Source organism: Stenotrophomonas sp. SAU14A_NAIMI4_5 (assembly GCF_003086795.1).
In the GTDB taxonomy this organism is placed as follows: domain Bacteria; phylum Pseudomonadota; class Gammaproteobacteria; order Xanthomonadales; family Xanthomonadaceae; genus Stenotrophomonas.
Window position 1 is genome coordinate 3,021,943 of the sequence record NZ_CP026003.1, and the last position, 21,959, is coordinate 3,043,901.

Sequence of the window (21,959 nt, forward strand, 5' to 3'; positions counted from 1 at the left end):
AGCAAGCTCGACTCTACAAAGGCGTGATGGCGATGGCCTTTGGCTTCGCCCGGCTGGCAGTGGCCAGCCAGCGCCGCGCCCGCGACGGCGACCCCAACAGCGTGTGGGCCAATTGAGGAAACCGCCGGGCATGGCCCGGCGCTACCGCTACACACCGTCTTTGTAGAGTCGCGCCATGCTCGACTGCTGTTGGTTTCGCGCCAAAGGCAGTCGAGCATGGCTCGACTCTACAAACGCCTGGTCAGTCGCCGACGCGGGCCTTGTGCCACGGTGCGAGCATGGCGTTGAGCAGGCTGGCCTGTTCGTCGTCACCGGTCAGCTCCCACATGAACACGCCGGCCAGGCCCTGCTCACGGGCGAACTGCGCGCGCAGGCCGATCGAGCGCGGGTCTTCGTAGCTGATGAAGATCTTCTCGGCCGCGTTGTACAGCCACGGGCTCTGCGCCTGCGGCTGCCAGCGCTTCGTCCAGCCCGGCTGGTCCAGGTAGCGCGCCTTGATCACCCGCCAGTCGCCGGCATCGGCCGGTGCGCTGTAGGGCTGGTAGAGGCCATCGGGCGCGTCACCGGTGACCTTGAAACCACGCCCGTAGAACGGCACGCCCAGCACCAGCTTGTCGGCCGGCACGCCGTGGTCGCGGTAGTACTGCACGGCGCCGGCCACGTTGTTCCAGCGCCGCAGTTCCGGCGCCAGCGGGTCGGCCGGCACTTCATGCAGCGGCGCATTGAAGGTCGACACCGCCGAGAATCCGGTACCCATGTCATAGCTCATCAGGTTGATGAAATCGAACACCTGGGCCAGCGCCGGCAGATCGTAGCTGGCCGCCGGGTCATAGGGTCCGTCGGTCTGCAGGCGGCCGGCCGCGAGCGCGGCGGTCAGCAGCATCGGTTGGCCGCGCTTGCGGCCACGCGCATCCAGCGCCACGCGGAAGGCCTGCGCGAGCTTCGTCATGTTCGCGCGGTCCTGTGGGCGATGGGCCAGTTCCTTCGGCCCGCCACTGACCGGGAATTCCCAGTCGATGTCCACGCCGTCGAAGCTGCCTGCGTACTGGTCGAAGAACAGCGCCATGCAGGAATCAACCAGGCGCTTGCGGCTGGCCTCGGTAAGCGCGGCATCGGAGAACCCGCCCGCGCCCCAGCCGCCGATGGAGATCAGCGTGCGCAGGTGCGGATGCGCCATCTTCAGCTCGGCCAGCGCGGCGAAATTCTTCGGCGCTTCGGCACCCACCGTGCAGCGCCCGGCTTCGATGGTGGAAAACGCATAGAACAGGTGGGTCAGGCGCTCGGCCGGTATGTGCGACACCGGGTAACGATCGGCCGAACCACCGGGGTAGTACGCGCCGTAGATCGGCGACTGCGCCGCGTGGCTGGCGGCGGGAACGGCGGCGGCAATCAGCAGGGCAAGCCCGGCCAGGGTCTGGCGCAACATGGAAACTCCCGATAGGTAGAGTCGAGCAGGCTCGACTCTACACGGATCCCGCATCGGCTAAGGTAGCCGCGGATCTTCAATCGCACACGGACATGAGCACAGACCACGACGCCACCCAGGACGCCACCCATGATGCACTGCGGGCCAAACAGTCCCGCGCATACGCGGCCTTCGACGAGGGCGACCTGGCACAGGCCGCGCACCTGTTCGGCGAACTGATCGAGCACGCGCCCGAGGTGTCCTACCTGCATTACATGCGCGGGCTGGCGCACAAGTACCTGCGCGACTGGCCCGCCTCGCTGCAGGACAACCTGCGTGCGGAGCAGGCGAGCGACGAATTCGACGAAGCCGCCGCCTGGAATGCTGGGATCGCGGCCAGTGCCCTGGGCGACTGGACCGAGGCACGCCGGCAGTGGAGCCGGTGTGGCATCACCCTGCCCGAGGGTGACGGCGAGATTGCAGGCAACTTCGGCGTGGCCTGCGTGCGCCTGGCGCCCTGGAAGGATGCCGAAGTGGTGTACATGAACCGCATCGACCCGGTGCGCGCGCGTATCGGCAACGTGCCACTGCCCGAAAGCGGCTTCCGCTTCGGCGACATCGTGCTGCATGACGGCGCCTCCACCGGCCGCCGTGCCTACGGCGACGGCGATGTGCCGGTGTTCAATGCGATGCAGCGGCTGCAGGCATCGGACATGGCGACCTTCACCGTGTTCGTGCAGTGCGACTCGGTCGACGATGTCGCTGCGCTGGAGGCACTGACCCTGCCTGGCATCGGCACGGTCGAGGACTGGACCGCCACGGTGCGCCGGCTGTGCCGCCGCTGCAGCTATGGCACCCCGCACCGGCATGACGACGAGGCCGGCAACGATGACGACGGTGGCTGGAAGCGCGAGCGCGACCTGGGCATCGCCGCACAGGGTCGGGCCGCGGTGGAAAAGCTGCTGGCGACCTGGACCGCGGCGGGACCGGGGCGCGTGCTGCAGGCCATCGAGCAGCGCGAGCATCCGTTGAGTGATCCGGAGCCGGGCCAGGTGTGGTGGCTGGGCGAGGAAGAAGAGGAGGAGCGCGTCAACCAGGGTTGATGCCTGCGAGCCTTGTGGCACAGGGCCTTCAGAATTCTTCAGGCCGGTTTCCAGCACTTCAGTCGCAGCGCAGGCTCAATCGGGCTCCCTTTGATGGAGTCCGACGATGCGTTCGATCCTGCCTGCCCTCGCCCTGCTCTGCGCGGTCTGCACCCTGCCCTTCGCCGCCCGCGCCACCCCACCCGACCCGGCCCGCCTGCAGGCCCTGCAGCAGGCCATCGCCAGCGATGAACTGAAGCAGATCCGCAGCGTGCTGCTGCAGGTCGATGGCGAGGTGGTCTACGAAGGCTACTTCAATGGCGCCGACGCGCAGACTCTGCACGACGTGCGTTCGGCCAGCAAGGGCGTGACCGCGCTGCTGGTCGGTGCCGCCATTGGTGAGGGCACCCTGCCCGGCGTGCAGGCCCGGGTGTACGACTACTTTCCGGCCTACACCGCCCGGCACGCGGTCGACCCCCGCCTGCGCGCCACCACCGTGCAGGATCTGCTGACCATGAGCAGCCTGTGGGAATGCGATGACGAAAACCAGTTCTCGTCCGGCCACGAGGAACGCATGTACGTGTCCGAGAAGTGGCTGGACTTCACCCTGGGTCTGCCGGTGAAGGGCTTCGCGCCGTGGATGCAGCGGCCGGAGGACAGCCCGCATGGGCGCGCGTTCGCCTACTGCACCGCCAATCCGTTCGTTCTGGGCGCGGTACTGGAGAAAGCCAGCGGCCAAGCACTGGCCGACTACGCCGCGCGCGTCCTGGAGCGGCCGCTGGGCATCACCCGCAGCCAGTGGAACCGCTCACCGGAGGGCATCGGCATGGGCGGCGGCGGCACCCGCTACCGCACGCAGGACCTCGCCCGCTTCGGCCAGCTGGTGCTGGACGGTGGCCGCTGGCAGGGCCGCCAGCTGGTGCCGAAGGAGTACATCGAGGCGATGGTGCGAGCGCAGGCGACCACCTCCGACGGCGGCGACTACGGCTACCAGTGGTGGGGCCTGAAGCTGGACGTGCAGGGTTCACCGCGCACGGTGTGGGCGATGTCCGGCAACGGCGGCAACTACGTGTTCGTGCTGCCCGAGCAGCGCGTGGTGGCGGTGGTCACCAGCCAGGCGTTCAATCGCAACTTCGCCCATCCGCAGTCGCGGCGCATCCTCACCGAGTTCCTGCTGCCGGCGCTGCGCTGAGCGCGGCCAGGTCGTCCGGCCGCCAGCTGGCGGCCAGCACCTGCGCACGTTGCCGGGCGATGTCGGCATCCAGCCGCTGCAGCAGGACCGGCCAGCCGGGCGCGCTGCGCAGGGGGACGAACAGCGGGGTGGCACGCAGCCACGCCACGTCGCGGAAGCCGTCATCGACCGCCTGCTGCAGTGCCGCCACCGCATCGCCTGCATGGCCCTGGGCCTGCAGCAGCAACGCGCGCTCCAGCGCTGCATCGGGCCAGCCATCGCCCGCTCCCGCACTGGCAGCGAGCTGCTGCAGGCGCTGGTCGATCCACGCGGCGTCCGCAGCCTGCGCGCCATGCAACGCCGCCAGCGTCTGGCCCAGCGACTGCTGTGGCCGCAGCTGGCGGCCACGCTCGAACGCGTCGGCGGCGCCTGCAGCGTCGCCCGCCAGCAATGCCAGTTCGCCCTGCAGGCGCAGCAGCTGCGGATGCGGGGTGCCACGCGCGAGCGCTTCATCCAGCGCCTGCCGGGCCCGCTGTGGCGCGCCGGCCAGGTACAGGCTGCGCGGCCAGGCGATGTTGGAGAACACGTTGTCCGGGTACAGCTGGAAATTGCGCGCGTGGCGATCCGCAGCCGCCTGGGTGAAGCCGAGCAGTTCCAGCTCGCGAGCGACCTGCACGTCACGGAAGCGGATGCGCTCGGGCGCCTTCAGCGACAGGTTGGCCTGCAGCGCCGTGGCGAGCTGGCCGCGTTCCTGCTGCAGGTAGGCCAGCGATGCGCGGCTGCGCTCGTCGCCAGGCTCGAGCTCGAGCGCGCGGCTGTAGCCGGTGATCGCCTGCCGCATGTCGCCCAGGCAGTCCTGCGCGTAGCCCCACAGGGCGTGTGCGGCGGCATCGCCGGGGGTGCGCTGGCGCTCCTGCTCGGCCAATGCCAGCGCCTCGCGCAACTGCTCGGGCGTGCCGTTGAACAGGCAGCCCTGCGCCGCCAGCGCACGGGACAGGCCGCGCCGCGCCGGCGTGGATTCGGGATCAGCCTGCAGCGCCTGCCGGTACAGGGTGATGGCCACGCGGTTGTTGTTGGCCTGGCCGATCCCCGCGTAGTACTCGGCACGCTGCAGCAGCGACTGCCCTGCCCCCTGCGGCGTCGAACGGGGCCACAGCAGCAGCGTGGCGGCCACGCCCAGCACTGCGACAGCCGCCACGCCCCAGCCGAGCCTGCGGGTGCGCGAGGATGGCGCGGGTGGTGCGCTGGCCGCCAGCGGCGGCGCACACAGCTGGTAGCCACGACCACGCACTGAGCGGATGTACCGCGGCCGCCGGCTGTCATCGCCCAAGGCCTGGCGCAGCAGCTTCACCCGCTGGCTGACCGCATCCTCGCCGACCACCGCCGGTGCCCAGACCTGGGCAGCCAGGGTGTCGAAATCCACGACGTCGGTGCCGTGCCGGAGGAGTACGTCGAGCAGGGTCCAGCTGAGGCCGCTGACCGGCAACACCTCGCCGTTGCGACTGACGCGCTGCGCCGGGCGATCGATATCCAGGTCGAGCAGGCGTAGGGTGTCCATGGGCGAAGCATAGCGTTACGGCTGCGCCGGAAGACAGGCAAAGAAAAAGCGGGCCGAAGCCCGCTTTTTCATTTTTCGAAGGTGTGAGGACCAACGGTCCTCACCTACCGTAATCGACCGCGGCGAAAGCGTGAGGACCAACGGTCCTCACCTACCGTAATCGACCGGAGGTCGATTACTCGGCGCTGGCGCCTTCGCCTTCTTCGACGGCCTTCATCGACAGGCGGATACGGCCCTGCTTGTCGACTTCCAGGACCTTGACCTTGACCACATCGCCTTCCTTCAGCACGTCGCCGACCTTCTCGACGCGGTCGCTGGAGATCTGCGACACGTGGACCAGACCGTCCTTGCCCGGCAGGATCGTGACGAACGCACCGAAGTCCATGATCTTGGCGACCTTGCCTTCGTAGATGCGGCCCGGCTCGACGTCCGAGGTGATCTGCTCGATGCGGGCCTTGGCGGCCTGGGCAGCGATGGCGTTGACCGAAGCAATGACGATGGTGCCGTCATCCTGGATGTCGATCTGGGTGCCGGTTTCCTTGGTGATGGCCTGGATGGTGGAACCACCCTTGCCGATCACTTCGCGGATCTTGTCCGGGTGGATCTTGATGGTCAGCAGGCGCGGCGCGTAGTCCGACAGCTCTTCACGCGGAGCGGTCAGGCCGTGGGCCATTTCGCCCAGGATGTGCAGACGGCCAGCCTTGGCCTGCTGCAGAGCCTGCTTCATGATCTCTTCGGTGATGCCTTCGATCTTGATGTCCATCTGCAGGGCGGAGATGCCCTCAGCGGTACCGGCAACCTTGAAGTCCATGTCGCCCAGGTGATCTTCGTCACCCAGGATGTCGGACAGGACGACGAAGCGATCGCCTTCCTTGACCAGGCCCATGGCGATACCGGCAACCGGTGCCTTCACCGGCACGCCGGCGTCCATGAGGGCCAGCGACGAACCGCAGACCGAGGCCATCGACGAGGAACCGTTCGACTCGGTGATTTCCGAGACGACGCGGATGGTGTACGGGAAGGATTCCAGCGACGGCATGACAGCCAGCACGCCGCGCTTGGCGAGGCGACCGTGGCCGATTTCGCGGCGCTTCGGGCCCATCATGCGGCCGGTCTCACCCACCGAGTACGGGGGGAAGTTGTAGTGGAACAGGAAGTTTTCCTTGTACTCACCGGACACGGCATCGATGACCTGGCCATCACGGGCGGTGCCCAGGGTGATGGTCACGATGGCCTGCGTTTCACCGCGGGTGAACAGCGAGGAACCGTGGGTACGCGGCAGGATGCCGGTCTGCACGGCGATCGGGCGGACGGTGTCCAGCTGACGGCCGTCGATGCGGACCTTGGTGTCCAGCACCGAGTTGCGCATGGTGCTGTATTCCAGCTCGCCGAACTCCTTCGACAGCTCGGCCGGGTTCCAGCCTTCAGCGGCCACGCGGCCAGCCAGGGTTTCGACCACGTCCTTCTTGATCGCCGAGATGGCGTCACGGCGCTGCAGCTTGTCGCGCACCTGGAAGGCTTCGCCCAGGCGCGGGCCGATGGCTTCCTGCAGGGCGCTGATCAGCGCGTCGTTCTTGGCTGGGGCCACCCAGGTCGACGGCTTGGTGCCGGCTTCCACGGTCAGCTCGTTGATCGCGTTGATGACCTTCTGCATTTCGCGGTGACCGAAGGTCACGGCGCCCAGCATCACGTCTTCGGACAGCAGCGCGGCTTCGGATTCAACCATCAGCACGGCGTTGGCGGTACCGGCAACAACCAGCTCCAGCTCCGATTCCTTCAGCTCCGACACGGTCGGGTTGAGGATGTACTCGCCGTTCTTGTAACCGACCTTGGCGGCGGCGATCGGACCCTTGAACGGGGTACCGGCCAGCGACAGGGCAGCCGAGGCACCGATCAGGGCCGGGATGTCACCGTCGATTTCCGGGTTCAGCGACATCACCGTGGCGATGATCTGGACTTCGTTCTTGTAGTCTTCCGGGAACAGCGGACGGATCGGACGGTCGATCAGACGCGAGATCAGGGTTTCCTTCTCGGTCGCGCGGCCTTCGCGCTTGAAGAAGCCACCCGGGATACGGCCACCTGCGTAGAACTTCTCCTGATAGTCACAGGTCAGGGGGAAGAAATCCTGGCCTTCGCGCGCGCTCTTGGCGGCGACGGCGGAGACCAGCAGCACGGTGTCGTCGAACTTGACGATGACGGCGCCACCGGCCTGACGGGCGATTTCGCCGGTTTCAAGCGTGACGGTGTGCTTGCCGTACTGGAAGGTTTTGGTGATTTTTGCCACGGAGGGTGTCCTTGGGGATGCTGTCTGCGAATTTGGACCGTCGGCGACCCTTGCCGCCAGCGGGTGACCGGATCGTTCCGGTCTGAATCGGTATTCCGGTGCTACAAAACAAAACCGCGGCGCATCGCTGCGCCGCGGGGGATTCTTTGCTTAGCGACGCAGGCCAAGCTTTTCGATCAGGGCCTTGTAACGCTCGACGTCCTTCTTCTTCAGGTAGTCGAGCAGGCTGCGACGGCGGTTGACCATCTGCAGCAGGCCGCGGCGGCTGTGGTGGTCCTTCTTGTGGGTCTTGAAGTGGCCGGTCAGCAGTTCGATGCGGGCGGTCAGCAGGGCAACCTGGACTTCCGGGGAGCCGGTGTCAGCCGAGCTGCGCTTGTTGTCTTCAATGACCTTCTGGGTGTCGATCGACATTTTCTTTTTTCTCTGTGATGCGTGGCCGGCAGGAACGCGCTTCGCGCACCGCCAGGCTCGCCGTGGACTACGAGGATGAAACCTGCGCGAGGCAGGTTGCCGGAAAACGGCCGCGAAATTGTAACGGTCAGGGGCTCCGGGAACAAGGACCGGGGCTGAACCGGCCGGGTCCCGTCAGAGGTTGAAGCGGCGCTGCGGGGCCAGCAGGCCACTGTCGTCGACCTGCCCCAAGCCCTGGACAGCATCGTCCGGCCCGTACACGGCCACCAGGCCGCGCGGCCAGGCGGCGTCGCGCTGGCGCTGGCCGACACAGAAGCGGTGCGCCTGTTCAGCGTCGAGGTCGACCCGCGGGTATTCGGCCAGGCCGGCGGCCAGCGGCAGCAGCAGCGCCTCCATGCCCGCCTCGTCGCCGGCCTCGACCATCGCCCGCAGCTGGTCCAGGGTGACCATGGCCGGGGCGAGGAACGGCTCGACCCACAGCCGGCGCAGCGCGCTGATGTGGGCGCCACAGCCCAGCGCCTCGCCGAGGTCACGGGCCAGGCTGCGGATGTAGGTGCCCGAACCGCAGGTCACCCGCAGCCGCAGGCGCTCGGCCTGCTGCTCGAGCACCTCGATGGCATGCACCTGCACCTCGCGCTCGGGCGCCTCGATGACGTCACCGCGGCGCGCCTTCACATACAGCGGCTCGCCGCCCTGCTTCAGCGCCGAATAGATCGGGGCGCGCTGCAGGATGCTGCCGGTCAGCGGTGCCAGTGCGGCCTGCAGGGCCTCGGCGCTGATCGCCGGGACCGGGCGCTGCAGCAGCACCTGGCCTTCGGAATCATCGGTATCGGTGGTCTGGCCGAGCTGGATCTCGGCGTCATAGGCCTTGGCCGAGCCCAGCAGCAGGCCGGCGATCTTGGTCGCCTCGCCGAAGCACAGCGGCAGCAGGCCGGTGGCCAGCGGGTCGAGGCTGCCGGTGTGGCCGCCCTTTTCGGCACGGAACAGGCGGCGGGCCACCTGCAGGGCGGCGTTGGAGCTCATGCCGGTCGACTTGTCGAGCAGCAGGATGCCATCCAGGCGGCGGAACTGAATTCGGGTCATGTCAAATACGGGTAGCGCCGGGCCATGCCCGGCGAGCTCGACTGCCGAAGCGCGGCCAGCGTCCGGCCTCGCACGGTCAGAATGAAAAACGCCGGGCATCACCCGGCGCAAGCTTATTCTTCGTCGCTCTCGCGACGCTTCTCCGCGGCCAGCGTATCGGGCAGGTCGCGCAGGATGTTGTCGATGTGCTCACCACGGTCAACCGAGTCGTCGTAGTGGAAATGCAACTCCGGCACATGGCGCAGCTTCATCGCGCGGGCCAGGTCCATGCGCAGGCGGTAGCCCAGCTCCTTCAGGCCAGCCACGGCTTCGGCCGAACGTTCCGGCATCAGCGCGGTGACGAACACCTTGGCATGGGCCATGTCGCGGGTGATTTCCACGTCGGACACGCTCACCGAGGGCAACCCGTGCTCGCGCACGGCGTTGTGCACCAGGGTGCCGAGTTCACGGCGCAGCTGGGCGGAGACACGGTCGGTTCGATGGAAAGTCTTGGGCACGAGGAGCTCTTGGTTCAGTTGTCGCCCGACCAACGGTCGGGCGCTACCTTTGATTCGAATGTCGCCCGACCAACGGTCGGGCGCTACCTTTGATTCGATTGTCGCCCGACCAACGGTCGGGCGCTACATCTACATGGTACCCGACCATTGGCCGGGTTCTACTTCACGGTAGGGCCCGACCGTTGGTCGGGCCACCTTGCAGCATTACAGGGTGCGCGGCACTTCGATACGCTCGAAGCACTCGATCTGGTCACCCGGCTTGACGTCGTTGTAGGCCTTCACCGCGATACCGCATTCGGTACCGTTGCGGACTTCCTCGACGTTTTCCTTGAAGCGGCGCAGCGATTCCAGCTCGCCCTCGAAGATCACCACGCTGTCGCGCAGCACGCGGATCGGCTTGTTGCGCTTGACCACGCCCTCGATGACCATCGAGCCGGCAACCGCGCCCAGCTTGGAGCTGCGGAAGACGTCGCGGACCTCGGCGATACCGATGATCTCTTCGCGGATCTCCACGCCCAGCAGACCGGATGCCACCTGCTTCACCTGGTCGATCACGTCATAGATGATCGAGAAGTAACGCAGGTCCACGCCGTTGGATTCGATGATGCGACGGGCCGAAGCGTCCGCACGCACGTTGAAGCCGATGACGGTGGCCTTCGAAGCGGCAGCCGAATTGGCGTCCGACTCGGTGATGCCGCCCACGCCGGAATGGATCACGTTGATGCGGATGTCTTCGTTGGACAGCGCGACCAGTGCCTGGCTCAGCGCCTGCACCGAACCCTGCACGTCGGCCTTGATGACCAGGTTGAGGACCTGCTGGCCCTCGCCCTTGCCCAGGGTCGCCATGATGTCTTCCATGCGGCTGCCAGCGGTGGCGACCAGGCGCGATTCGCGGCGCTTGGTCTCACGCTGCTGGGCAACGTCCTTGGCCAGGCGCTCGTCCTCGACGACCACGAAGTCGTCACCGGCTTCCGGCACGCCGGACAGGCCCAGGACCTGCACCGGGATGGACGGACCGGCGAACTCCGGCTGCTTGCCGGTTTCGTCGAACAGCGCACGCACGCGGCCGTACTGGATGCCGCACACCAGGTAGTCGCCCTTCTTCAGGCGGCCCTGCTGCACCAGCACGGTGGCGACCGGGCCACGGCCCTTGTCCAGCGAGGATTCGATGACCACGCCTGCGGCGCGGCCTTCGTCGACGGCCTTCAGCTCCAGCAGTTCCGCCTGGACCGAGACGGCGTCCAGCAGGTCGTCGATGCCCAGGCCGGTCTTGGCCGAGATCTCCACCATCTGGATGTCACCACCGAAGTCTTCGGCCACGACCTGCTCGGAGAGCAGTTCGTTCTTGACCCGCATCGGGTCGGCACCGGACTTGTCGATCTTGTTGATGGCCACGATCAGCGGCACACCCGCCGAACGGGCGTGCTGGATCGCTTCCTTGGTCTGCGGCATGACGCCGTCGTCGGCGGCAACCACCAGCACCACGATGTCGGTCAGCTTGGCACCGCGGGCACGCATCGAGGTGAACGCGGCGTGGCCCGGGGTATCCAGGAAGCTGATGACGCCCTTCGGCGTATCAACGTGGTACGCACCGATGTGCTGGGTGATGCCACCGGCTTCGCCGTGGGCGACCTTGGTGCGGCGGATGTAATCCAGCAGCGAGGTCTTGCCGTGGTCGACGTGGCCCATGATGGTGACCACCGGCGGACGCTGCACAGCTTCGCCCTGGTTTTCACCGGTCGAGGCCAGCAGTGCGTCTTCGGCGTCGTTGTCATTGGCACGGATCGCCTTGTGGCCGAGTTCTTCGGTCACCAGCGCGGCTGTGTCGTGGTCGATGGACTGGGTGATGGTGGCCATCACGCCCATCTTGAACAGCGCCTTCACCACCTCGCCGCCCTTCAGCGCGAGCTTCTGCGCCAGGTCGGCCACGGTGATGGTTTCGCCGATCGCCACTTCACGCACGACCGGTGCGGTCGGACGCTCGAAGGCGTGCGGACCAGCGTTGTTGCCACCACGCGACATGTCGCGACGGCCGCCACTCTGGTTGCGACCACCCGGACGACCGCGGTTGTTGCTGTTGTTGCTGTTGCCACGACGCGCACGGTCGGCAGCCGACAGGTGCATCTGGCCGGCGAAACGATCGCCCGGGCCACGCTCGCTGCGCGGCGCGCTGCGGTTGTTGCGGTCGTCGTTGCGCGGCGGTGCCGGCGGAGCACCACGCGGTGCGGCCGGAGCGGCAGCCGGGGTACGCGGCGGGCGCGGTGCGGTTTCGTCGATCGGAGCGCGTTTGGGCTTGGTGGCAGCCAGGGCCTCGGCGGCCTTGGCGGCAGCTGCAGCTTCCTCGGCAGCCTTCTTCTCGGCCTCGGCACGTTCCTTGGCGGCAACTTCTTCCTCACGGGCACGGACGATGGCTTCGTCGCGCAGACGATCCTTTTCGGCCAGGGCCTGCTGTTCGGCGAGGTTGCGGGCGCGCGACTCTTCCAGCTTGCGCAGGATGTCGGCACGCTCTTCGTCCGGCGTCATGGCACGCGCACCATCCTTGACGTAGGTACGCTTCTGGCGCACCTCGACATTCACGGTCGTCTTGCTGCGACCGGAATTGACCGTCACTTCCTGCTGTTTCCGGCGGTTGAGCGTGATCTTCTTTGCAGACTGATCAGTCTCTTCCGGGGCCTGCTCGGGCTTGCCGTGCGAACGACGAAGGAAGCCCAGGAGCTTCACCTTCTCGGTGCTGGTCACGACCTGGTCGGGACCGCTGAACTTCATGCCGGCACCGGCCAGCTGTTCCAGCAGTTTCTCGACCGGCGTGTTGACCAGTTCGGCAAGCTTGCGGATGGTGGTTTGCTGCGACATTCGGATCCTATGATCTTGTGGGCGCCCCCCCGCAGATGGAGGTGGCGCGGATTCTACGCCCTGATCGGCTCAGGGCCCTGTTCATTGCCGGCTCATTCGCCGCGTTCCAGTCGGGCGATCTCCTCGGCACGCGCGGCCAGGATCAGCGCCGCGGCGCGCTCCTGGTCCAGCCCTTCGATGCCGAAGTCCATGACCTCGTCGGCGGCCAGGTCGGAAAGCTCCTCGCTGGTGCGCACGCCGTGGCCGGCCAGCGCGTACGCGGTGGCTTCGTCCATGCCCTCAAGGGACAGCAGGTCCTGCGCCGGCTGGCCGTCTTCAAGGCCTTCCTCGACTGCCAGGGCCTCATTGAGCAGCGCATCGCGGGCACGAGCGCGCAGCTCTTCGACGATGTCCTCGTCGAAACCTTCCACGGCCAGCAGTTCGCCGACCGGGACATAAGCAATTTCTTCAACCGTACCGAAGCCTTCGCTGACCAGGATGCCGGCGATTTCCTCGTCCACTTCCAGCTTGTCCATGAACAGCTGGCGGGCCGACGACTGCTCGGCTTCCGACTTGGCGGTGACCTGGTCCTGGGTCATCACGTTCAGCTGCCAACCGGTCAGGCGGCTGGCCAGGCGCACGTTCTGGCCGCCCTTGCCGATGGCCTGGGCCAGGCGGTCTTCGGCCACGGCCAGATCCATCGAGTGCTTGTCTTCATCGACGATGATCGACTGCACTTCAGCCGGTGCCATCGCGTTGATGACGAAGTTGGCCGGGCTGTCGTTCCACAGCACGATGTCCACGCGCTCGCCATTGAGCTCGTTGGACACGGCCTGCACGCGCGAACCGCGCATGCCGATGCAGGCACCGATCGGATCGGTACGGGTATCGTGGGCCAGCACGGCGATCTTGGCGCGGTCGCCCGGATCGCGGGCACAGGCCTTGATTTCCACCAGGCCCTGGCCGACTTCCGGCACTTCGAGCTTGAACAGCTCGATCATGAATTCCGGGGCGGCGCGGCTGATGAACAGCTGCGGGCCACGCGGTTCCGAACGCACTTCGGCCAGATAGCCGCGCACGCGGTCACCGGCGCGCAGCACGTCGCGCGGGATGCCCTTGTCCTTCGGGATGAAACCTTCGGCGTTGCCGCCCAGGTCCACGTAGATGTTGCCGCGCTCGGCGCGCTTGACCACACCGGTGATCAGCTCGCCGACGCGATCCTTCCACGCATCGACGACCTGCTGGCGCTCGGCTTCGCGCACGCGCTGCACGATGACCTGCTTGGCGGCCTGGGCGGCGATGCGGCCGAAATCGGGGTTTTCGATCTGTTCTTCGATGTAGTCGCCGACGTCCACGCCTTCGGCTTCGTCGACGGCGTCCATCAGGCGGATCTGGCGGTCCGGCGATTCCATGACCACGTCATCGGCCACCACTTCCCAGCGGCGGTAGGTTTCGTAGCTGCCATCCTTGTGGTCGATGACCACGCGGGTCAGCACTTCCTCGTCGGCATAGCGCTTCTTCGCTGCGGACGCCAGGGCGGCCTCGATCGCATCGAAGATCACTTCACGCGGCACGCCCTTCTCGTTGGCGACCGCGTCCACTACCAGCAACAGTTCCTTGCTCATTGGCTCACTCCGCGCGCGGCTTCTTTGCCGCCGGCTCGTTGGAAGAAGAATTCTTGTCCGGCTTCGGACGCTTCGGCGCCGGGCCGGTCGGCTTGCTCGGGGCCAGGCCCAGGGCAACCCAGTCCGGCATGATCCGGGCCTTGTCGATGTTGTCGGCCGACACGACCACTTCGGTCTTGTCGACGATGAAGGTGATGGTGTCCGCAGCCTCGTCGGTCGCTTCGATGCGGCCCTGCAGGCGACGACGGTTGTCCTGCGGCAGCTTCAGCGTGACCTTGGCCATTTCGCCCAGGTGACGGCCGAACTGCTCCAGGTTGAACAGCGGACGGTCGACGCCCGGCGAAGACACTTCCAGCGTGTAGTTGCCGCTGATCGGGTCTTCGACGTCCATCTGCGCGGACACTTCGCGGCTGACGCGCTCGCAGTCGTCCACGTTGATGATGCGCTCGGGCTGTTCAGCCAGCGGCACGTCGATGTAAAGGCGCAGGGTCGCACCGCCGGGGGCCGGCAGATACTCAACGCCCAGCAGCTCCAGGCCCAGCGACACAACGGTCGGGCCGAGCAGATTCGCGATGTCGGTTGCCTTGTCGCTCACAGCCTGCCTTGATCTCTTGGTTGGGTGCCGGCCACGGCCGGCGGGGAAAACATGACGCCCCGGAAACGACAAAGGGCCCGCTGGGCCCCTTTTTCCGGAAAGACTCCGGTGACTGGATTCCGGTTGCAACGCGCTGCGTAAGCGTGTTGCGAGCCCTCCTTCCGGACCGGGTCTCCCGTGGGGAGGCCGCCTTCAGGGGTACTGCCTAGGCCGCTGATGATAGCGGCTGCACCTCGCTGGTGCAAGGCTTGGACCGCCTTGCAACCGGCCGCTGCGCTCGCCGGGCATGGCCCGGCGCTACCGGGACCACGCGCGGTGGTAGCGCCAGGCCATGCCCGGCGGATCCAGCGTACGCCCAAAGAAAAACGCCTCCGAAGCAGGGCTTCGAAGGCGATCTCTTTACTTGGTAGCGGGGGCAGGATTTGAACCTGCGACCTTCGGGTTATGAGCCCGACGAGCTGCCAGACTGCTCCACCCCGCATCAGAAGCGGAATTATGAGTGATAACTTCAAAACATGCAAGCTTTCCCTCATTCATCAAACCGGTTGGCGCCGATCTGAAGTTTGGTAGCGGGGGCAGGATTTGAACCTGCGACCTTCGGGTTATGAGCCCGACGAGCTGCCAGACTGCTCCACCCCGCACCGGAAGTGTTTGAACTGCTGCCCCGCTCTTTCGAGGAGGGCTACCGCAACGATGTTCTGGCTGAACCGCTGCAGTGACAACTCAGGCTGCGCATATTACACGAATCGCGCAGCTTTGTGTCAACTTTTATGCAAGATGCGCAAATGCCTGCTGGCACCAGACCATGATCGGGTTCCAGGCCAGGCCCAGGGCCAGCAGCGCCAGGGCATTCACGCCCAGCACCACGCCCAGCACGCGGTCGTTGTTGCGCGGCATGGCCTCGCCCACCGGCTCATCGAAGTACATGACCTTGATGACGCGCAGGTAGTAGAAGCAGCCGACCACGGCACACAGGACGCCGAGGATGGCCAGCCACAGCAGGCCGCCGTTGACGGCAGCGCCGAGCACGGCCAGTTTGGTCCAGAAGCCCAGGAACGGCGGGATGCCGGCCAGCGACGCCATGATGCACAGCACCAGGCCGGCCATCCACGGGTTGCGGGCGTTCAGGCCCTTGAAGTCCTCGATGTTCTCGGCTTCAAAGCCGGCGCGCGACAGGGCGATGATCGCACCGAAGGCGGCGGTGGACATGATGGCGTAGGCCAGTGCGTAGAACAGCGCGGCGGCATAGCCCTGAGCGCCGCCACCGGCGATGCCCATCAGCAGGAAGCCGATGTGCGACACGGTGGAGAACGCCAGCATGCGCTTGAGATTGCTCTGCGCGATGGCCATCAGGTTGCCGATGACCAGCGACACGGCGGCCAGGCCGGCGATCAGCAGCTGCAGTTCAGTCGACAGCGGGCCCACGCCCATTTCCAGCAGGCGGTAAGCCATGCCGAAGGCGGCCAGCTTCGGTGCCGAGCTGATGAACAGCGCGATCGGCGCCGGCGCACCCTGGTACACGTCGGGCAGCCACATGTGGAACGGAGCGGCACCCAGCTTGAAGGCCACGCCGGCGATCATGAAGACCGCACCGGTGATCAGCAGCACGCGCTCATCCGAATGCGGGATGGCGGCCTGGATGGCATCCAGGTGCAGGCTGCCGGTGGCGCCGTAGATCAGCGACATGCCGTACAGCAGCAGGCCCGAGGCCAGCGAACCGAGGACGATGTACTTCATCGCCGCTTCCGAGGCCAGGCCGCTGTCGCGGTTGCTGGCGACCAGTGCGTAGGAGCAGAGGGCCAGCAGTTCCAGGCCCAGGTAGACCATCAGCAGGCTGCCGGCCGAAACCAGGATCATCATGCCGGCGGTGCCGAACAGGATCAGCACCGGGATCTCGCCCTGGAACAGGTTGCGGTCGCGCAGGTAGCGCCAGCCGTAGACCAGGGTCAGGCCGCTGAGCAGCACGATCCCGGTCTTCATCACGTCCGCGGCGGTATCGCGCACGAACATGCCGTGGAAGACCTCACCCTGCCCGCCCACGCCGGTGGCGAGCATGAACAGCACCACGGCCAGTGCAGCGACCGAGAACAGGTGGGTGACGATCTTGTTCCGGTTGCTGACGAACAGGTCGAGGATCATCAGGGCGAAGGCGCTGCCGATCAGCACCAGCTCGGGAGCGAGCGGTGGCAGGTCAGCGGCGGTCAATGGCAGCAGCGGCGAGGTGGTCATCATCAAATCCTGGAATTACAGCAGCTTGCTGGATGCGATCTGCATCGCCAGCTTCGCGATCGAGGGCTCCATCAGGTCGGTCAGCGGCTTGGGGTAGATGCCCAGCGCCAGCACGCCGATGGCGAACACGCTCAGCAGCGCCCATTCGCGGCCGTTGATGTCCTTCAGTTCGGCCACGTGGCTGTTGGCCACTTCGCCGAAGAAGATGCGCTTGTACAGCCACAGGGTGTAAGCCGCACCGATGATCAGGGTGGTGGCGGCGCCCAGGGCGATCCACGGATTGCGCTGGAACGCAGCCAGGATGACCATGAATTCACCGGCGAAACCACTGGTGCCCGGCAGGCCGGCATTGGCCATGAAGAACAGCATGGCGAAGGTGGCGAACCACGGCATCACGTTGACCACGCCGCCGTAATCGGCGATGCGGCGGCTGTGCATGCGGTCGTACAGCACGCCGACGCAGGAGAACATCGCACCGGACACGAAGCCGTGCGAGATCATCTGCACCATGGCGCCCTGCAGGCCCAGGCGGGCTGCATCGGCGTTGCCGGCTTCACGCACCAGCCACAGGGCGATGAAGGTACCCAGGGTGACGAAGCCCATGTGCGCGATCGACGAATAGGCGATCAGCTTCTTCATGTCGTCCTGCACCAGAGCGACCAGGCCGACGTAGATCACCGCGATCAGCGACAGGGCGATCACCAGCCAGGCCCATTCGTTGGACGCATCCGGAACGATCGGCAGGTTGAAGCGCAGGAAGCCGTAGCCACCGATCTTCAGGGCGATGGCGGCCAGGATCACCGAACCGGCGGTCGGCGCTTCCACGTGGGCGTCCGGCAGCCAGGTGTGCACCGGGAACATCGGCACCTTGACCGCGAAGGCGATCAGGAAGGCGAAGAAGATCCAGGTCTGTTCCTTGGCGCTCAGCGGCAGCGCGTACAGGTCGGCCAGCTGGAAGCTGCCACCCTTCATGTACAGGTAGATCAGCGCCACCAGCATCAGCACCGAGCCGAGGAAGGTGTACAGGAAGAACTTCATCGCGGCGTAGATGCGGCGCGGGCCGCCCCAGACACCGATGATGAGGAACATCGGGATCAGCATCGCCTCGAAGAACACGTAGAACAGCATCGCGTCCGTGGCCGAGAAGATGCCGACGGTGACGCCTTCCAGGATCAGGAAGGCCGCCACGTACTGGTTCACGCGCTTGTCGATCGCGCTCCAGGCACCCAGCAGGGCCAGCACGCCGACCAGGGTGGTCAGCAGGATCAGCGCGATGGCGATGCCATCCACGCCCAGGTTGTAGCCGATCTTGTACGCCGGGATCCACGCATGGGTCTCGACGAACTGCATGCCATCGGCAGCCGGGTTGTAGCCGCCGAGCAGCGAGAGACTCGCAACGAAGGTCAGCAGCGCCACGCCGATCGACGCCCAGCGGGCGGTCTGCGCATCACGGATCGCAAGGATCAGGGCACCGCCGAGGATCGGCAGCCAGATGAGGACACTGAGTAGGGGCCAGTTCGACACGTCTTCTTATTCCGTACAGGTCATCAACGCAGGTAATGCATCAGCACGCCCAGGAGGGCAATCAGGCCGATGATCATCGCGAAGGCGTAGTGATAGAGGAAACCGGATTGGGTACGACGCAGCACGCCGGCTGCGACGTCCACAACACGTGCCGAGAGATTGACCACGCCGTCGACGATGTTGCTGTCGATCCAGCGAGCGACCTTGCCGAGCTTGACGCTGCCACCGGCAAAACCGTCGATCCACAGCTTGTCGAAGCCGTACTTGTTTTCCAGCACCGAGACCAGCGGAGCGAAGGTCTTGCGGGCCTTGCCCGACAGGTCCGGCTTCCACAGGTAGAACAGCGCGGCCAGCAGGAAGCCCGCCAGGGTCAGCCAGAACGGCGGCAGCATCATGCCGTGCAGGGCGAACTTGACCGGACCATGGAACTCCTCGCCGAGGAAGGCCACGGTGTTCTTGGCCGGATCGTAGAAATCGACGATGCCGGTGAAGAACGTGGTCGCCTGGCCCTTGATCGCCTCGTGGGCGTGGTGGCCGGCCCAGTCGGTGCCGTGCAGCATCGGACCGATGCTGAAGAAACCGATGGCGATCGACGGGATGGCCAGCAGGATCAGCGGCAGGGTCACCACCCACGGGGTTTCGTGCGGCTCATGCGGACCGTGGCCATGGCCGTGGTCGTCATGGGCATCGCCGTGGTGCGCATCGGCGTGATGGGCATCGGCGGCATGATGGTCGTCATGGCCGTGGTCATCGTGGTGCGCGTCACGGAAGCGCTCCGGACCATGGAAGGTCAGGAACAGCAGGCGGAAGCTGTAGAAGCTGGTCACCAGCACGCCACCCAGCACTGCCCAGTAGCCATAGGTGGCCACCCAGGTGTTCTGCATGTGGGCGTGGATCTCGGCGGCCTCGATGATGGTGTCCTTCGAGTAGAAGCCGGAGAAGAACGGCGTACCGACCAGGGCCAGGGTACCGATCCACATGGTGACGAAGGTGATCGGCATGTACTTGCGCAGGCCGCCCATCTTGCGCATGTCCTGCTCGTGGTGCATCGCGATGATGACCGAGCCGGCACCCAGGAACAGCAGCGCCTTGAAGAAGGCGTGGGTCATCAGGTGGAACACGGCGGCCGAGTAGGCCGACACGCCCAGCGCCACGGTCATGTAGCCGAGCTGGGACAGCGTCGAGTACGCGACCACGCGCTTGATGTCGTTCTGCACGATGCCGATCAGGCCGGTGAAGAACGCGGTGGTGGCACCGATGAAGAGAATGAAGTTCAGCGCGGTCTGCGACAGCTCGAACAGCGGCGACATGCGGGTGACCATGAAGATACCGGCGGTCACCATCGTCGCGGCGTGGATCAGTGCCGAGATCGGGGTTGGGCCTTCCATCGAATCCGGCAACCACACGTGCAGCGGAACCTGGGCCGATTTGCCCATGGCGCCAATGAACAGGCAGATGCAGATGACGGTGGCGATCGACCAGACAACCGGGTCGCTCAGCAGCTGCATGCCGAACACGGTGCCGTCCCAGATCTGCATCTTGGCTTCGGGGCTGGCCAGGGCGCCGGCCTGCGAGAAGACCTGCGAGTAGTCCAGGGTGCCGAACACCCACAGCACGCCGGCGATGCCGAGCAGGAAGCCAAAGTCACCGACGCGGTTGACCAGGAACGCCTTCATGTTGGCGAAGATCGCGGTCGGGCGCTTGAACCAGAAGCCGATCAGCAGGTACGACACCAGGCCCACCGCTTCCCAGCCGAAGAACAGCTGCAGGAAGTTGTTGCTCATCACCAGGGTGAGCATCGAGAAGGTGAACAGCGAGATGTAGCTGAAGAAGCGCTGGTAGCCCGGGTCTTCTTCCATGTAGCCGATGGTGTAGATGTGGACCAGCAGCGACACGAAGGTCACCACCACCATCATCATCGCGGTCAGCTTGTCGACCATGAAGCCGACATGGGCCGAGTACTGGCCGACTTCGAAGAAGGTGTACAGGTTCTGGTTGAACGGCTGTGCACCGCCCCAGACCAGCTGGTACAGCGTGTACATCGACAGGGCGCAGCTGATGGCCACGCCGAGGATGGTGACGGTCTGGGCGCCGAAGCGCTTGACCTGGCGACCGAACAGGCCGGCGATGATGCTGCCGAACAGCGGTGCAAGCACCACTGCGATCAACAGACTCTTGGAGAGAGTGATTTCCATCTGTGGATCAGCCCTTCAGCGAATCGACTTCGCCGACATTGATAGTGCGGCGTGTACGGAACAGGGTCACCAGGATCGCCAGGCCGATGGCGGCCTCGGCTGCGGCGACGGTCAGGATGAAGAACACGAACAGCTGACCCGACGGATCGCCCAGCTGGCGCGAGAACCCGACGAAGTTGATGTTCACCGACAGCAGCATCAACTCGATGGACATCAGCAGGACGATGATGTTCTTGCGGTTGAGGAAGATACCGGCAAGGCTGATGCAGAACAGCACCGCGCCCAGCGCCAGGATGTGGCCGAGAGTGATCATGCCTGGGTCTCCTCGTCGCCCGCGACCGGCTTGGTGTTGGTGTGGACCAGCGGCTGTTCGGCGTCCATCTTGACCACGCGCAGACGCTGCGAGGCCTTGACCATGGTCTGGTCACCCGGGTTCTGGCTCTTCACACCGGTGCGGCGACGCAGGGTCAGCATGACGGCGGCGACCACGGCCACGGTCAGGATGACGGCGGCGAACTCGAACGGCAGCAGGAACTCGGTGAACAGGCTGCGTGCCAGCCAGGTGATGTTGGACGTGTCCGCGGCCAGGGCGGCAGCGTTGTCCGCCGGGAAGGCGTTGACCGCCCTGCCCTTCACCCCGATCAGGATCAGCATCTGCACCAGCATGGCCACGGCCACGATCAGGCCGACCGGCAGGTAGCGCACCCAGCCCTCACGCAGGTTAGTGGGATCGATGTCGAGCATCATCACCACGAACAGGAACAGCACCATCACCGCGCCGACGTAGACCAGCACCAGGGCGACACCGAGGAACTCGGCACCGACCAGCAGCCACACGCAGGCGATGGAGAAGAAGGTCAGCACCAGGCAGAGCACGGCGTGAACCGGGTTGCGCACGCTGATCACCGCACCGGCCGAAACCGTTGCCGCGATGGCGAACACCCAGAAAGCGATATTTACCCAATCCATCTCTCGACCTCAGCGGTAAGCGGCATCGGCGGCACGACGCTCGGCGATCTCGTTTTCGAGACGATCGCCAAGGGCCAGCAGCTGCGGCTTGGTAACGATGTTTTCGCCACGGTTCTCGAAGTGGTACTCGAGGATGTGGGTTTCGACGATCGAGTCCACCGGGCAGCTTTCTTCGCAGAAGCCGCAGAAGATGCACTTGAACAGATCGATGTCGTAGCGCGTGGTACGGCGGGTGCCGTCCTCGCGCTTGGCCGAGTCGATGGTGATGGCCAGTGCCGGGCACACCGCTTCGCACAGCTTGCAGGCGATGCAGCGCTCTTCACCGTTAGGGTAACGGCGCAGGGCGTGCAGGCCACGGAAGCGCGGCGACTGCGGGAACTTCTCCATCGGGTACATCATCGTGTACTTCGGCTTGAAGCTGTACTTCAGCGTCAGCCAGAGACCGGCCAGCAGTTCGAGCAGCAGCAGGCTCTTGAAGTAATGGGTAATCCTGTTCATC

At 65.7% G+C, this 21,959-nt stretch carries 17 protein-coding genes and 2 tRNA genes; 2 read left to right on the forward strand and 17 right to left on the reverse strand.

What is annotated here, in order from left to right:
• Positions 1 to 241: 241 nt before the first annotated feature.
• Positions 242 to 1,426: a glycoside hydrolase family 18 protein gene (locus C1925_RS14160; protein ID WP_108769441.1), complete on the reverse strand. Its 1,185-nt coding sequence runs from the start codon at positions 1,424 to 1,426 to the stop codon at positions 242 to 244.
• A gap of 92 nt (positions 1,427 to 1,518) precedes the next feature.
• On the opposite strand from C1925_RS14160, the gene C1925_RS14165 reads away from it, so the two are divergent.
• Together C1925_RS14165 and C1925_RS14170 are read left to right on the forward strand one after the other, a co-directional pair.
• Positions 1,519 to 2,508, forward strand: a complete 990-nt coding sequence (locus C1925_RS14165; protein WP_108769442.1) for a hypothetical protein — start codon at positions 1,519 to 1,521, stop codon at positions 2,506 to 2,508.
• Between the two features lie 106 nt (positions 2,509 to 2,614).
• The gene (locus C1925_RS14170) at positions 2,615 to 3,679 is read left to right on the forward strand and encodes a serine hydrolase (protein WP_108769443.1); all 1,065 of its coding nucleotides are present in this window, start codon (positions 2,615 to 2,617) and stop codon (positions 3,677 to 3,679) included.
• Here C1925_RS14170 and C1925_RS14175 read toward each other — a convergent pair.
• The 16 genes from C1925_RS14175 to nuoI all read right to left on the reverse strand — a co-directional run bounded on the left by C1925_RS14175 (position 3,648) and on the right by nuoI (position 21,958).
• Complete coding sequence (locus tag C1925_RS14175; protein WP_108769444.1) at positions 3,648 to 5,216, reverse strand: winged helix-turn-helix domain-containing protein; 1,569 nt, start codon at positions 5,214 to 5,216, stop codon at positions 3,648 to 3,650. The genes C1925_RS14170 and C1925_RS14175 overlap by 32 nt on opposite strands.
• 175 nt (positions 5,217 to 5,391) lie before the next feature.
• Positions 5,392 to 7,500: a polyribonucleotide nucleotidyltransferase gene (gene pnp / locus C1925_RS14180; RefSeq protein ID WP_108769445.1), complete on the reverse strand. Its 2,109-nt coding sequence runs from the start codon at positions 7,498 to 7,500 to the stop codon at positions 5,392 to 5,394.
• A gap of 150 nt (positions 7,501 to 7,650) precedes the next feature.
• A complete protein-coding gene (rpsO, locus tag C1925_RS14185; protein ID WP_005410445.1) occupies positions 7,651 to 7,911 on the reverse strand; it encodes a 30S ribosomal protein S15 in 261 nt (86 codons plus the stop codon).
• Positions 7,912 to 8,085: 174 nt separating this feature from the next.
• Positions 8,086 to 8,994 carry a tRNA pseudouridine(55) synthase TruB gene (gene truB / locus C1925_RS14190; protein ID WP_108769446.1) on the reverse strand — a complete coding sequence of 303 codons (909 nt, stop codon included), beginning with the start codon at positions 8,992 to 8,994 and terminating at the stop codon, positions 8,086 to 8,088.
• Positions 8,995 to 9,107: 113 nt separating this feature from the next.
• On the reverse strand, positions 9,108 to 9,491 hold the full coding sequence (gene rbfA / locus C1925_RS14195; protein WP_005410447.1) for a 30S ribosome-binding factor RbfA: 384 nt from the start codon (positions 9,489 to 9,491) through the stop codon (positions 9,108 to 9,110).
• Between the two features lie 204 nt (positions 9,492 to 9,695).
• The gene (infB, locus tag C1925_RS14200) at positions 9,696 to 12,344 is read right to left on the reverse strand and encodes a translation initiation factor IF-2 (RefSeq protein WP_108769447.1); all 2,649 of its coding nucleotides are present in this window, start codon (positions 12,342 to 12,344) and stop codon (positions 9,696 to 9,698) included.
• A gap of 92 nt (positions 12,345 to 12,436) precedes the next feature.
• Positions 12,437 to 13,948: a transcription termination factor NusA gene (gene nusA, locus C1925_RS14205; RefSeq protein WP_108769448.1), complete on the reverse strand. Its 1,512-nt coding sequence runs from the start codon at positions 13,946 to 13,948 to the stop codon at positions 12,437 to 12,439.
• 4 nt (positions 13,949 to 13,952) lie between these two features.
• Positions 13,953 to 14,543 (reverse strand): ribosome maturation factor RimP, encoded by a 591-nt coding sequence (rimP, locus tag C1925_RS14210; RefSeq protein WP_108769449.1) that lies wholly within the window; start codon positions 14,541 to 14,543, stop codon positions 13,953 to 13,955.
• Positions 14,544 to 14,947: 404 nt separating this feature from the next.
• Positions 14,948 to 15,024, reverse strand: a tRNA-Met gene (locus C1925_RS14215).
• A gap of 83 nt (positions 15,025 to 15,107) precedes the next feature.
• Positions 15,108 to 15,184, reverse strand: a tRNA-Met gene (locus tag C1925_RS14220).
• Between the two features lie 127 nt (positions 15,185 to 15,311).
• Positions 15,312 to 16,772 (reverse strand): NADH-quinone oxidoreductase subunit NuoN, encoded by a 1,461-nt coding sequence (gene nuoN, locus C1925_RS14225; protein WP_079222602.1) that lies wholly within the window; start codon positions 16,770 to 16,772, stop codon positions 15,312 to 15,314.
• Between the two features lie 15 nt (positions 16,773 to 16,787).
• Entirely contained in the window at positions 16,788 to 18,296 is a 1,509-nt protein-coding gene (locus C1925_RS14230; RefSeq protein ID WP_108769450.1) for an NADH-quinone oxidoreductase subunit M, read from the reverse strand.
• A 23-nt stretch (positions 18,297 to 18,319) separates the two neighbouring features.
• Positions 18,320 to 20,491: an NADH-quinone oxidoreductase subunit L gene (gene nuoL / locus C1925_RS14235; RefSeq protein WP_108769451.1), complete on the reverse strand. Its 2,172-nt coding sequence runs from the start codon at positions 20,489 to 20,491 to the stop codon at positions 18,320 to 18,322.
• 7 nt (positions 20,492 to 20,498) lie between these two features.
• Positions 20,499 to 20,804 carry an NADH-quinone oxidoreductase subunit NuoK gene (gene nuoK, locus C1925_RS14240; RefSeq protein ID WP_053519917.1) on the reverse strand — a complete coding sequence of 102 codons (306 nt, stop codon included), beginning with the start codon at positions 20,802 to 20,804 and terminating at the stop codon, positions 20,499 to 20,501.
• Entirely contained in the window at positions 20,801 to 21,460 is a 660-nt protein-coding gene (locus tag C1925_RS14245; RefSeq protein WP_108769452.1) for an NADH-quinone oxidoreductase subunit J, read from the reverse strand. The genes nuoK and C1925_RS14245 overlap by 4 nt, the downstream gene beginning before the upstream one ends.
• A gap of 9 nt (positions 21,461 to 21,469) precedes the next feature.
• Positions 21,470 to 21,958 (reverse strand): NADH-quinone oxidoreductase subunit NuoI, encoded by a 489-nt coding sequence (gene nuoI / locus C1925_RS14250; protein WP_005410456.1) that lies wholly within the window; start codon positions 21,956 to 21,958, stop codon positions 21,470 to 21,472.
• Between the last annotated feature and the right edge of the window lies 1 nt (position 21,959).